This is a genomic window from Pseudomonas sp. HTZ2 (assembly GCF_033173945.1).
Classification (GTDB): domain Bacteria; phylum Pseudomonadota; class Gammaproteobacteria; order Pseudomonadales; family Pseudomonadaceae; genus Aquipseudomonas; species Aquipseudomonas guariconensis.
The window spans coordinates 4,193,989-4,206,000 of record NZ_CP137332.1; the positions used below are offsets into that span (position 1 = coordinate 4,193,989).

13 protein-coding genes and 1 pseudogene are annotated in these 12,012 nt (G+C 64.3%); 5 read left to right on the forward strand and 9 right to left on the reverse strand.

Features of this window, described 5'->3' with window-relative positions:
- Nucleotides 1–19: 19 nt before the first annotated feature.
- Together R6G97_RS19395 and R6G97_RS19400 are read left to right on the forward strand one after the other, a co-directional pair.
- The gene (locus R6G97_RS19395; protein WP_317847378.1) at nt 20–2,674 is read left to right on the forward strand and encodes a sensor histidine kinase KdpD; all 2,655 of its coding nucleotides are present in this window, start codon (nt 20–22) and stop codon (nt 2,672–2,674) included.
- On the forward strand, nt 2,671–3,366 hold the full coding sequence (locus R6G97_RS19400) for a response regulator (protein ID WP_090345877.1): 696 nt from the start codon (nt 2,671–2,673) through the stop codon (nt 3,364–3,366). Before R6G97_RS19395 ends, R6G97_RS19400 begins: the two co-directional genes overlap by 4 nt.
- Before the next feature lie 71 nt (nt 3,367–3,437).
- Here the strand turns inward: R6G97_RS19400 and R6G97_RS19405 are convergent, their stop codons facing one another.
- Entirely contained in the window at nt 3,438–3,677 is a 240-nt protein-coding gene (locus R6G97_RS19405; protein WP_102081769.1) for a DUF3077 domain-containing protein, read from the reverse strand.
- Nucleotides 3,678–4,128: 451 nt separating this feature from the next.
- Between R6G97_RS19405 and R6G97_RS19410 the strand changes: the two genes are divergently transcribed.
- Nucleotides 4,129–4,605, forward strand: coding sequence for a GNAT family N-acetyltransferase (locus R6G97_RS19410; RefSeq protein ID WP_317847379.1), 477 nt, complete (start codon nt 4,129–4,131; stop codon nt 4,603–4,605).
- Between the two features lie 90 nt (nt 4,606–4,695).
- Here R6G97_RS19410 and R6G97_RS19415 read toward each other — a convergent pair whose 3' ends face one another.
- The 8 genes and pseudogenes from R6G97_RS19415 to R6G97_RS19455 all read right to left on the reverse strand — a co-directional run bounded on the left by R6G97_RS19415 (nt 4,696) and on the right by R6G97_RS19455 (nt 10,591).
- Nucleotides 4,696–5,343, reverse strand: a complete 648-nt coding sequence (locus tag R6G97_RS19415) for a tetratricopeptide repeat protein (RefSeq protein WP_317847380.1) — start codon at nt 5,341–5,343, stop codon at nt 4,696–4,698.
- Nucleotides 5,336–5,452: pseudogene (locus R6G97_RS19420) on the reverse strand (IS3 family transposase); the annotation flags it as partial. The gene R6G97_RS19415 and the pseudogene R6G97_RS19420, both read right to left, overlap by 8 nt.
- Before the next feature lie 775 nt (nt 5,453–6,227).
- Entirely contained in the window at nt 6,228–6,821 is a 594-nt protein-coding gene (locus R6G97_RS19430) for an eCIS core domain-containing protein (RefSeq protein ID WP_090342131.1), read from the reverse strand.
- Nucleotides 6,818–7,120, reverse strand: coding sequence for a DUF7693 family protein (locus tag R6G97_RS19435; RefSeq protein ID WP_317847381.1), 303 nt, complete (start codon nt 7,118–7,120; stop codon nt 6,818–6,820). The genes R6G97_RS19430 and R6G97_RS19435 overlap by 4 nt, the downstream gene beginning before the upstream one ends.
- A gap of 6 nt (nt 7,121–7,126) precedes the next feature.
- Nucleotides 7,127–7,672 (reverse strand): cupin domain-containing protein, encoded by a 546-nt coding sequence (locus R6G97_RS19440; RefSeq protein WP_043214747.1) that lies wholly within the window; start codon nt 7,670–7,672, stop codon nt 7,127–7,129.
- Nucleotides 7,673–7,754: 82 nt separating this feature from the next.
- Entirely contained in the window at nt 7,755–8,960 is a 1,206-nt protein-coding gene (locus R6G97_RS19445; protein WP_090342134.1) for an MFS transporter, read from the reverse strand.
- A 48-nt stretch (nt 8,961–9,008) separates the two neighbouring features.
- Entirely contained in the window at nt 9,009–9,542 is a 534-nt protein-coding gene (locus tag R6G97_RS19450) for a cytochrome b (RefSeq protein ID WP_043214752.1), read from the reverse strand.
- The gene (locus R6G97_RS19455; protein ID WP_090342137.1) at nt 9,539–10,591 is read right to left on the reverse strand and encodes a catalase family peroxidase; all 1,053 of its coding nucleotides are present in this window, start codon (nt 10,589–10,591) and stop codon (nt 9,539–9,541) included. Before R6G97_RS19455 ends, R6G97_RS19450 begins: the two co-directional genes overlap by 4 nt.
- Before the next feature lie 124 nt (nt 10,592–10,715).
- Between R6G97_RS19455 and R6G97_RS19460 the strand changes: the two genes are divergently transcribed.
- Complete coding sequence (locus R6G97_RS19460) at nt 10,716–11,231, forward strand: sigma-70 family RNA polymerase sigma factor (protein ID WP_043214755.1); 516 nt, start codon at nt 10,716–10,718, stop codon at nt 11,229–11,231.
- The gene (locus tag R6G97_RS19465; protein WP_102082306.1) at nt 11,228–11,980 is read left to right on the forward strand and encodes an anti-sigma factor family protein; all 753 of its coding nucleotides are present in this window, start codon (nt 11,228–11,230) and stop codon (nt 11,978–11,980) included. The genes R6G97_RS19460 and R6G97_RS19465 overlap by 4 nt, the downstream gene beginning before the upstream one ends.
- Nucleotides 11,981–12,012: the final 32 nt, after the last annotated feature.

Below are 12,012 nucleotides of genomic sequence, written 5' to 3' on the forward strand. Positions count from 1 at the left end.
TGAAATCGAAGGATGAAACATGAGTGACTCCGCCCGCGCCGATGCGCTCCTGGCGGGCCTGCCGCGCGAAGGTCGTGGCAAGCTCAAGGTATTTCTCGGCGCCGCCCCCGGCGTGGGCAAGACCTACGCCATGCTCCAGGCCGCCCACGCCCAGCAACGTCTGGGCGTGCAAGTGCTGGCCGGGATCGTCGAAACCCACGGCCGCGCCGAAACCGAGGCGCTGCTCGGCGGCCTGGCCCAGCAGCCCTTGTTGCGTACCGACTACCGCGGCGTGACCCTCGAGGAGATGGACCTCGACGGCTTGCTCAAGGCCGCCCCCACCTTGGCCCTGGTGGACGAACTGGCCCACACCAACGCCCCCGGCAGCCGCCACGCCAAGCGCTGGCAGGACGTGCAGGAACTGCTCGCTGCCGGCATCGATGTCTATACCACCGTCAACGTCCAGCACCTGGAAAGCCTCAATGACAAAGTCCGCGACATCACCGGCGTTCAGGTCCGCGAGACCCTGCCGGACTGGGTCCTGCAGGAAGCCTTCGAGCTGGTGCTGATCGACCTCCCACCGCGTGAGCTGCTCATGCGCCTGCGCGAGGGCAAGGTCTATGTGCCGGAGCAGGCGAGGGCGGCCATCGACGCCTACTTCTCCCAGACCAACCTCACCGCCCTTCGCGAGCTGGCCATGCAGACCGCCGCCGCTCAGGTCGATGCCGACCTCGCCCACGGCTACCGCCAGCGCGGTCAGGAGGCCCCGGCCCTGCGCGGGCGCCTGCTGGTGGGCGTGGACGGTGACGAGCAGGCCGAACGCCTGGTGCGCCATGCCAGTCGCGTTGCCCAGCGCCGCCACTTGCCTTGGAGCCTGGTGCACGTGGACAACGGCCGCCTGCGCGACGAGACCGCCCGCCAGCGCCTGCAGGCCGCCCAGCAACTGGCCGAGCGTCTGGGCGGCGAAGTGGTCGTGCTGCGTGCCGGCGAAGTGGCCCGCACCCTGATCCAGCACGCCAGCGAACGCCGGGCCAGCCTGGTACTGGTAGGCCAGTCCCGCGATCGGCTGCGCCGTCGCTTGTTCGGCGCAGGCGTGGCCGCGCGCCTGCTGCGAGAAAGCCACGGCCTGGAAATCAACGTCCTCGACCGCGACACCCAACCCCGCACAGCACCCTCGGCGGTGCAGCGCGTGTGGGTCTGGCGCCATTACCTGCTGGCATTGATGGCCACCGTGCTGGCAGCAGGGTTGTCGTGGGCGGTATCCAGTGTGCTGGCGCTGCCCAATATTTCCTTGGTGTTCCTCGCTGCCGTGCTGCTGGTGGCGGTGCGCAGCAGCCTGGGGCCGGCGCTGGCCTGCGCGGCGCTGTCGTTTCTCACCTATGACTTTCTGTTCATCCCGCCCAACTTCTCCTTCGCCATCCAGCGCGAAGAAGACGTGCTCACCCTGGTGTTCTTCCTGCTCATGGCGGGCCTCACCGGCAACCTCGCCGCCCGCCAGCGCCGTCAGTTGCAGGCCCTGCGCGAAACCCAGGCCGAGACCACGCAACTGCTGGACCTCTCACGTCGTCTCACCGTGGCCACGGACCGCCAGGCTGTGTTCAACGCCGCCGGCCAGCACCTGGGCGCCTGGCAGGACATGCAGGCCTGCCTGCTCGAGCGCAATGCTGAGGGCCTGCTGCAAGCCACCAGCAGCCACGAACCGCAACTGACCAACAACGAACGCGCCGCCGCCGAATGGGCCTGGCAGCACGGCCAGGCCGCCGGGCACGGCAGCGACACCTTGCCTGATGGGCGTTGGTGGTGGTGGCCGCTCGCGGTGGACGATCAACCCCTGGCCCTGCTTGGCGTGCGCCCACGCACAGGGGAGACCTTAAGCCCCCAACGCCGACGCCTGTTGATGTCTCTCGGCCAACCCCTGGCCCAGGCCCTGGCTCGCGCCCGCCTGGGCGAGCAACTGGAGGCCGCGCGCCTGCATGGCGAGACCGAACAACTGCGCAGTGCACTGCTGGCCTCTGTTTCCCACGACCTGCGCACCCCCCTGACCGCCATGCGCGGCAGTATCGACAGCCTGCTGGCCCTGGGCGACGCCATCCCCCCGGCCGATCGCCAAGAGCTGCTCGAAGGCACCCGCAACGAAGCCGAACGCCTGGACCGCTATATCCAGAACCTCTTGGACATGACTCGTCTCGGCCACGGCGGCCTCAAGCTCGCCCGCGACTGGGTCGCCCCGGCCGACATCGTCGGCAGCGCCCTCAACCGCCTGCGCGTGGTCCTGGCTCCGCTGCGTGTGCACACCGATGTGCCGCCCGAGCTGCCGCTGCTGTTCGTGCATGCGGCGCTGATCGAACAGGCGCTGGTCAACGTGCTGGAAAACGCGGCCCGTTTCTCGCCGGTCAACGGGCGCCTGGCGCTGCAAGTCTCTGAGCAGAATGAGCAACTGCACTTCGCCGTCAGCGACCAAGGCCCGGGCATTCCGGTGAGTGAGCGCGAGAAGATTTTCGACATGTTCTACACCGCAGCCCGCGGCGACCGGGGAGGGCAGGGCACCGGCCTTGGCCTTGCCATCTGCCAAGGCATGATCGGCGCCCACGGCGGGCAGATCCTCGTCGGCGACGGCATCGATGGTCAGGGCACCTGCATCACTCTATGCTTGCCGTTGCCTCCACAACCTGAGCCTGAAAGCGAAGCCCCATGAGTCAGTCCGCCACCCTGCTGGTCATCGACGATGAGCCGCAGATCCGCAAGTTCCTGCGCATCAGCCTCGCCTCACAAGGCTACAAAGTCATCGAAGCCGCCACCGGCGCCGAAGGTCTCGCCCAGGCCGCGCTGAGCAAGCCGGACCTGGTGGTGCTCGACCTTGGCCTACCCGACATGGACGGCCAACAGGTGCTGCGCGAGCTGCGTGAATGGAGCGCCGTGCCAGTGCTGGTGCTCTCGGTGCGCGCGAGTGAAGTACAGAAAGTCGACGCACTCGATGGCGGCGCCAACGACTACGTGACCAAACCTTTCGGCATCCAGGAATTCCTTGCCCGCATCCGCGCCTTGCTGCGCCAGACGTCCCAGGCCGACGCTGTCCAGTCGAGCGTAAGTTTCGGCCCCTTGGTGGTGGACTTTGCGTTTCGCAAGGTGACCCTCGACGGTGCGGAAGTAGCCCTGACCCGCAAAGAGTACGCATTGCTCGCCCAGCTCGCCGGCCACCCCGGCCGCGTCATCACCCAGCAGCAACTGCTCAAGGACATCTGGGGGCCGACGCACGTCGATGACACCCATTACCTGCGCATCGTCGTCGCCCACGTGCGGCAGAAGTTGGGGGATGATCCGACTGCGCCGCGGTTCATCATCACCGAAGCCGGCGTAGGCTATCGCCTGGTTGCCCCGGGGCCCTGACCGGTGCCGCTTCGCGCCCCAACGCGGCGCAAGGGCTGCAAAGCAGCCCTGAATCCAACAGCACCTTGACCTCAGCCCATCATGCCCAACTCCGCATCATCCATCAGCGCCTTCGCTAACGCCGCCAGATAGTGCGACGCCCATACCAACTGCGGCTTGTCGTCCATCGCGCCTGTTAGGGTCATGTCCCCCACATACCCCATCAACTCCGAGATACCAGGCTCGATGCAAAACAGCGGCGCGGTCATGCCCTCGCCCTGGTAGAACTTCGTCCTGCCCACCGTCCTCGGCTCGATGTCCTTCGTGGTCATTGTTCGATCTCCCTGAAATGATCAGCGCCGCCCCGCAGGCACACCGCTGCCCCCACGACAACGCAAAACCTCTGTGGGTGCGGATTCACTCGCGAATGGGCCGGCGCAGATAGCACATGGTTAAAGGCTTAAATGCAGCGTCTTAGGGTTGGACACGCAAGCCCAAAACCTGAATCGAAAGTGGGAGTAGCGGGATTGGATGGTGAGCTACGATCCGAATGGATTGAATTTGCGTTGTTGAGGCTGGGGATCGTGCTTTGAGAAAGGGATAGCGAGATGGATCGAAGATCGTTTTTCAGCATGGCAACTCCTGTATTCCCGATAGTGCTGCACACGACCTGCTGTCAAACAGGTGGGTGGCAGCTGCGTATGGGTTGACAGACCGGTGGAATACAGGAAGACCGGCGCACGCGAACGTGCCCCACACACAGCCGCCATTGAAGGCCAAGCTATGCCCCTGCGTTCCGTTGCGGCCTGTCAAAGCCGCGTCGTTGAAGTGCAACGGCTCGCCGAGACTAGAGCCCTGCCAGAGCACCCGCAACGGAAAAAAGGTGGCGGGAGTGTGTTTGGGAAATGGACTACGAGGAAGAGGGGGAATCTGATTTTTTCTACGGTTTCGGAGCATTTGGAAGAGGCCGTGCAGACTGGTGAGCTAGTAGGTTTCCTAATGCACGCCCTCGATCCGGATGAGAACAGCCGGTGGATCTACCGCCTGATGATTGATCGCAACCACCAAGGCCGTGGTTACGGGCGTGCGGCCCTGCGAGCGCTCATGGCTCATCTCCACTCCTTGCCTGGGGGACCAAGCGTCGCCCTTGGTGTTGACCCCGAAAACGTCGGCGCGCGACGTCTCTATGCATCCGAAGGCTTCGTCGAGACCGGTGAAGTCATTGATGGTGAGTTGATCATGCGACGGATGTCTACGTGATCCTAGACAGGGGCGCCGTGGCGCCCCTGCAACTTCGAAGAGCCACGGCCACTATGGGTCGATAACAGTCCCTCGCGACTCACTGACCTATCAGGGCAGCGAAATCCCGTACTCTGCGAGCTTGGCCTTGTGCTCATTTTTCACGTAACTCTTGTTGACCATCTGCGAGAACTTCATGAAGTCGGCTTTGGCATCATCTTGACTCTCCAAATGGTCGTACGCTATTCCACGCGCATAATAGGCCCATGCGTAGTCTGGCTGGCGCTGAAGGCCCGTGCTGAAGGCTTCGGCGGCCTCCCGGTATTGCCCAAGATCTGTCAGCGCGAGGCCCAAATGATAATAGGTCGGCATGTGAAAGCCGGTGCCTTTGCCTGCCTCTCCGATTCCGTTATCAAGGTTGTACTGGACGAGTTCGAGCGCCTTTTTCGGATTGCCAGCGTCACGATACATGGCGCTCAAATCCAGGTTGTCGCGTGGGCTAGGCTTACCGTCGAGCTGCATGGATTTTTCCTTGGCGACCACGGCTTCGGGGAAGCGCTTGAGGTTGCTATACGCATCCGCCTGCACCGCGTAAACCAAACTTTGCAGCGAAGCGGACAGCGTATTCTTTTGCAGGCATAGATCACCCTCCTGCAACGCCAGAGGGTAGTTTGCGACTTTGTGCGCTTTGAACTGATTAGTGCAGTGGATCAGGTTGGGGTTTTTCGGGTTTTGAATCGCCCCTGGTTTTCTAGACACTCTCCAAGCTCAGGAAATAGCGTTTCTCATACTCTACTGGAGACAGCTGCATAGCACTGCTGTGTCGGCGTTTAGGGTTATAGAACATCTCGATGTAATCGTGTGGGTCGGGCGAGTTCAGCTTCGGCAGCGGGTGCGCGGCGGCCGAGGGTACGACCAAGCGATCGCCGGGCTTGAGGGTATCGAGGTCGCGGCCGGGGTTGAGGCTGCGCAGGGTGGCGATGGTGGCGGCGTATTGGGTGGCGATCGAGGCCAGGGTGTCACCCATGGCGAAGGTGTGAAGACGGGAAGGCGCGGGTGATCGCTTGGCCGGTTCAGTGGTGGGGGCGGCACTGGCTGAAGGCGTGGCCAATGCCAGGGTCAACGGAAGGACCGCCTGGACGCCGATGTTGAGCCAGGCCATCCAGCGGATGCCCAAAGAGGTACCGGAATAAATAGGTTGGTTTTTCATGAAAGTCACGTGGGCAAGAGTTACGTAACTTCGCTACGAAAAGGCCGTGGAACCCATATTTCATTCAGGCGTGCCTAAATACTTGGTTACCCGCACAAAGGGGGCGGTAAGTTGAAGTTGGCAACAGAAATGAAGTAAGCGGCCTTTTCAGCAAAGCAGCGGAGTTCTACTTATCTGAAGGCGCTTGAATGATTGAGAAGTACGAGCATATCGAATGTCCCTTAGTATTTTCAGGGCGCGAAAAATACAAGGCGTTATGCGTTTGATCTGTAAGAAATTACGGATTGTTAACTTGAAAAAGCCGATGGTGGTATGGGTAGGCCCAAGGTAGGTGGCTGCACCAGTGGGACAATGCTCGCATTCGACAAAAAAGTGCTTAACGGCGTGGAACACTCTTGGCAGATGAAGTGACCTGCTGAGACGGCAGGTATGTTCAACGCGCCTGCCCTGACTGTTTTTGTCGCAGTGCCTTGGCGACCTCGGCCTCGATCTTGTAGGCCGGCCCTTCCAGGTCCTCGTAGTTGCGGGTGTACCGCCGGGCAAATTCCTCCACCCCCAGGTCCTGGTACTGCTGCACATGCTTGAGTTCATGAGCCCAGAGCGCCACGTTGTCCTCGGCGTCTTGGGCGTGGCGGAAGATGATCGTGTCGATCAGGGTCACCGCGTTCACGTCCGGGTTTTGCAGCAGGGCATTGGCCGCGCTGACCTGCTGCTCGTCTCCCACCCGATAACGCGCTGCATCGAGCACGGCAAAGTCATACCAGGGCTCGAGTTGGGCGCGGATGTGCAGGGGAATCGGCTCGGTGCCGTTGGCGGTGGCTTCGTCGCGAGCTTGGCGCAGAGCGAAGGCCAGGCTACCGGAGGCCATGAGTTCGACGTCCTTGAGTACCTGGCCGGCCTGGCCTGGGTCGATCGGTGCGCAGAAACAGCCCATCAGGCACACCTGGTACTGCCCAGGCGGGCAAGTGTTTTCGGCCAGGGCCGGCAAGGCGAGCGCCAGGCCGAGCAACAGGCTGATGCGCTTCATTCAGAGATTCCCGTGGCCAGGAGCTGCTCGATGCGGCCACGCTCCCAGATACTCAGCAGATCGGTGGGGTTGGTGCCATAGCGGTGCCAATCTTGCAGGCCGGCTTCATGGCCGTCGGGTGTGCGGCAATGGCTGCACTGGACCAGGCCATCGGCGTCCAGCAGCAAGCGCAGCTGCCAGCCGTCGATGAGTACATCGACCTGCCCCTCGGGTGTGCGGGCCAACACCTGCAGCGCATGGATACCCAGAGCGGCGTCACGCAGGCGTTGGCAGGCTTCTCGGCTATTGGGCGGCAGCACGGCGGATCAGAAGTTGGCCGGGGTGTTGGCGCTGATGATCTCGGCCTCGTCCGGGCCGATGTTTTTGAAACTGTGCGGCAGGGTGGTGGGGATGTAGTAGCCATCGCCTGCATTGAGGACACTTACCTGGCCATCGACCCACAGCTCGATGGTGCCACGGGTGACCAGGCCACATTCTTCGCCTTCGGAGTGCACGATCGGTTCGCCCGAATCGGCGCCCGGTGCGTAGAGCTCGCGCAGCATGCGCATTTGCCGGCCGGGGACGCTGGCGCCGACCAACAGCATGCGCAGGCCATTGCGGCCCAGGTCGGGTTGCTCGCCGCCGCGGAACACATAGCGCTCTTCGCGCACCGGCTCATCGAAGCTGAAGAATTCCGCCAGGGACATGGGGATGCCTTCGAGCAGCTTTTTAAGGGAGCTGACCGACGGGCTGACGCGATTCTGCTCGATCTGCGAGATCGTCGAGTTGGTCAGGCCGCTACGGCGGGCCAGCTCCCGCTGGGAGAGGTTGTTGCGTTCACGCACCAGTTTGAGTCGTGTCCCCGTGTCCATAGCCGCCTTGTTAGATAGAGAGGTGTCAAAAATAATGGGCGACGCATTAAAGCACACTCTGGACAGCAACGCGCTGTGCTTGTCAGTGACGTTTATCGGCGGGTGTCGGCCATAGCCCGACCAGCAGCAACAGCACAGCGACCGCCGCGAAGGGCAGGGCTGGATCGACCGCATAGACCAGCGTGCCGGCCAGCGGACCGAGCACTGCGCCCATGCCCTGGGCCGCGCCGATGGAACCTGCGGTGGCGCCTTGTTCGGTGGCATGCATGGCGTTGGCCGCCAGTGCCGAAAACGCCGGGAAGACAAACCCCATGCCAGCGGCTGCCACGAAGAATGCCCCCCACAGCCAAGGCGCGGTGTTCGCCAGGGCGGCGCTGGCAAACCCCAATGCCGAGACTGTGGCGCCCACGCGGATCATCTTCAGCGGCGGCCACTCGAGCTTGCGCAGCAGTACCTGGGCCAGTATCAGCGCGACACCTACGCAGGTGAGGGCGATGCCCGCGGCCTGGGCAGCCTCGACCGCGGCCAGGTGCAGGCGGTCGAGGGCAAAGAAGCCCACGGTGATCTGCGAGACCGTCACGCTGAACATGGCGCTGAAGGCCACCAGCAACGGGCGACGCAGGCGCGGATCGCGCAGCCGCACCGGGCTAGGCGCATGGCCATGTGCCAAGGGTTGTGGTTTGAGTTTGAACAGCAGCACGAAGAAAGCGCTCGCCGGCAACAGCGACATGACATAGAACGGCATGCTCAGGCTGTGGCGAGCCAGCAAGGCCGCCAAGGCCGGCCCCAGGACCAGGCCGACGGCGTTGGCTGCGCCCAGCGAAGCCATGGCCCGCGCCCGGCGTTGGGGTTCGACATGGTCGGCGATCAGGGCGTTGGCCCCTACCGGTAGTGCTGCATAGAACGCACCGATCAGACCGCGAGTGAGCATCAGGCCGATGAAGGCCAGGGTCGCCCCAGGCATCCAGCGCAGTGCACCGTCGATGAACAGGCACAGCGACCAATACGAAAGCGTGAACCCCGCGCTGCCCAGCAACAGGATGCGTCTGCGGCCATAGCGGTCGGCGGCGCGCCCCCAAGGCCGGGCCAGCAGTACCCAGACCACCCCTGCCACGGTCACCGCTGCACCTGCCTGCCAGGTAGCCATGCCCAGCTGGCGGGCGATCGGGCCGATCAGTGCCACGAACGCCATCATCGACAGGGTGCACGCGCCGCTGATCAGCAGCAGCGGGCGCAGATCCAAGGTCGCAGGGGGAATCAGGGCAGCAGGGTCCTTTGCAGCGGTCATGGGCAGTCCAGTCGGTTGGAGGTCAGGGGCCAAACTGGCCCGCAACGCTCATTCGCTGCGGCGCACTGGGCCAGGCCACATGCTACGCAATACGCCGTCCCGACGCACCCAAGCGTGCATCAACGCAGCGCCCAGGTGCACCAGGATGGTGGCGAATAACAGGTAGCCAGCCCAGCCGTGAGCCTGGCGCAACACCGCGTACAGCTGCAGGTCATGGGGGGCGATGGCCGGCAGTTGCAGTGGGCGCGGGTAGTCGCCGGCCGAGAGCATGGCCCAGCCAAGCAGCGGCATGGCTAGCATCAGGCCATACAGCAGCAGGTGGGAAGCACCGGCGGCCAGGCGCTGAACGGGCGGAATGTCCCTGGGCAGCGGTGGGTGAGGTAGGGTCAGGCGCAGGGCGATGCGCAGCACCACCAACACCAGCAAGGTCAGCCCCGTGGCCTTGTGCAACTCGACCAGCAGCGGATGGCGTGGCGACAGGTCGCCGACCATGCTCACGCCGATGAACAGCATCGCCAGGATCAGCACGGCCATCAGCCAATGCACCAGTCGGGCGAGGGGATGGAAGACGGTGACGGTCATGGGCGTGCTCCGGTAGCGAGAGACTCGCGGCTGCGGCGGTTGAAAGACTCCGAGTACGCGGCCGAACGAGCGGCCAGGATCGGGTCGGCGGAGGGCTCGATGCCCTTGGGCAGGATCAGCGGGTCGAAGTTGATGTCACGGCACGCGCCTTGTTCGGGTGCATCGACCTGTTCGACGACCAGGGTGCCGGCCTCGATGCTGCGCCGCTCGGCAGGCCAGGGGCGAGAGGCGTCATCCACTGGGTCGCCGGGTTCGGCAAGCACCAGGCGCAGCGTCCAGCGCAGCGGGCCTTGCGCCAGGCGTCGCTGCAGGTCGTGCTGCAGGAACTGCTTGTCATCGATTTGCGTCGGCAGCGCTACGAACGGGGTTTGCGGTTCCAGCTGCCAGCGCACCGGATGGCTGATGCCGCCGCGATCCTTGAGCAGGAAGGCATTGATGCTGTGGTATTGGGTGCTGGCGAAGCTGTCGCTGGGTTTGTAGGTGGCGGCCCATTGACGGAAGGCCGCGCTTTCGGGGTGGGCCGCGAAGAAGGCCTGCATCTTTGCAGGGTCGGGCTTGCCGGTGGCAGGGGTTGGCGCCATGGCCAGGACTTGCTCGTAGAACGCTTGCGGCGTGCCGATTGCCAGCACAGGCGGATTGTTCATGCCGGTCCGCCAGATCTGCCCGTCATCGGTGCTGAATTGCAGCGCCAGGCTGCGTACCGGAATGCTGGTGTCCGGGGCGAACGGGTTGGCGCCACCGATGGCGAAGCGGCCAACGACTGGCACGCGGGGCTGGCTGAACACCCGCGCACTGGACAACGGCTCGGCCAGTCCGCTGCTCTGGAAGTAGCCGCTCACGCACAGGCCTTTGGCGTGGTTCTTGCGATAGCCGGGGTAATGGCCGGCCTGGGCTTCGAAGGTGTCGATGATGCGTTGGGGCGTCAGCGCCGGGGCACCGATCCAGCCGGCGGCATAGGCAAAGCCGGCGCCCACGGCCAGCAGGGCCGCGCCGATGGCCGCCAGGCGCAAGGCCTTGGCCGGGCCGTGCAGAGAAGTGGTCATGGTCAGGTTCCACGCAGTGAATGAGCCGGTACGACGGGCCGGCCAGAGATTTATTCCCGCTATGGGAATAAATGTCGTGCCAGTGCGTCTGCCCCCTTAGACTGACCATCAAAGGGCCCGGGACCTGACCATGCACGACCTGGATGAACAACAATGGCGCGAACTGCTGCAGCGGCTGCGCCGCTTCGCGTTGTGGCTGTGCCGTGAGTCTGGCAGCGCCGACGATCTGGTCCAGGCTACCATCGAGCGCGCCTTGCGCCGCAGCGGGCAGCAGCGTGACGCCGACAGCCTGCGCGCCTGGCTGTTCACCATCCTTTATCGCCTGTTTCTCGACGGCAAGCGCCGCGAGCGCCTGCATGCCCGCTGGCTGGCCTGGTTCGGCCGTGGCCAGGAAGAAGCGCTGGGCGGCGAAACCGAGCGCATCGTCATGGCCCATGCCGACCTTGCGGCCTTCGCCCGGCTGTCCACGGAACAGCGCGCCTTGCTGTTGCTGGTGAGCGTCGAAGGGTTGAGCTACAAAGAGGCCGCCCAAGCCCTGGGCATCCCCATCGGTACGGTCATGTCGCGCCTGTCACGCGCCCGAGCCGCCCTGCGCGACCTGACCGAGGGCGACCCGACGCCCCCAGCCTTGCGGAGACTGAAATGACCCCGTTGATCCCCACCGAACATGAGCTGCATGCCTACATCGATGACCGGCTCGACCCGGTGCGCAGAGCCCAGGTGCACGCCTGGCTGGCAGCCAATCCGCAGGAGGCGGCGCAGGTGGAGGCCTGGCGCAACGACGCCCGGCGCCTGCGCGCGGCCCTGGCCGGATTCGGGCAGGCCACCACCACGACCGACCTGGATCTTGGGCAGTTAAAGCGGCGCTTGCGTCAGCGTCGCCAGCGGCAGTGGGCATCGGCTGCGTTGCTGCTTCTGGCGCTGGGCGTGGGAGGTTTCGGAGGGTGGCAGGCCCGCGAGGCGACGCTGGTGGCCGATATCTTGCCGATGGCCGACGCCGTACAGGCCCATCGCCTGTTCGCAGGTGGAACCAAGCTGGATGTCCAGGCCGGCGACCCACAGCTCTTGCAGGCCTGGCTCGAGCGCCATTTCGAGCGCGTCGGGCAGTTGCCGGACCTTGGCGCCTACGGGTTCCAGCCGGTGGGCGCCCGGCTGCTGAGCAACGAACAAGGCCCGGCGGCGCTGCTGGTGTTTCAGGACAACAAGGGTGAGCGGATCAGCTTGTTCCTGCGCTCGCCCAGCGAGCGCTTTGCACGTATGCCCAGCGGGCAACGGACTGAGGGGCAGCTCGAAGCGCGCTACTGGTCTCATGGCGCCTACAATTTTGCCCTGGTTGGCGCGGCCGATGATGCACGTGCTGATCGATTGCGGCAGGCGTTGGGCGTGAGCCTTTAGTCGCTGACACACCAGACGTAACTATTTAACGC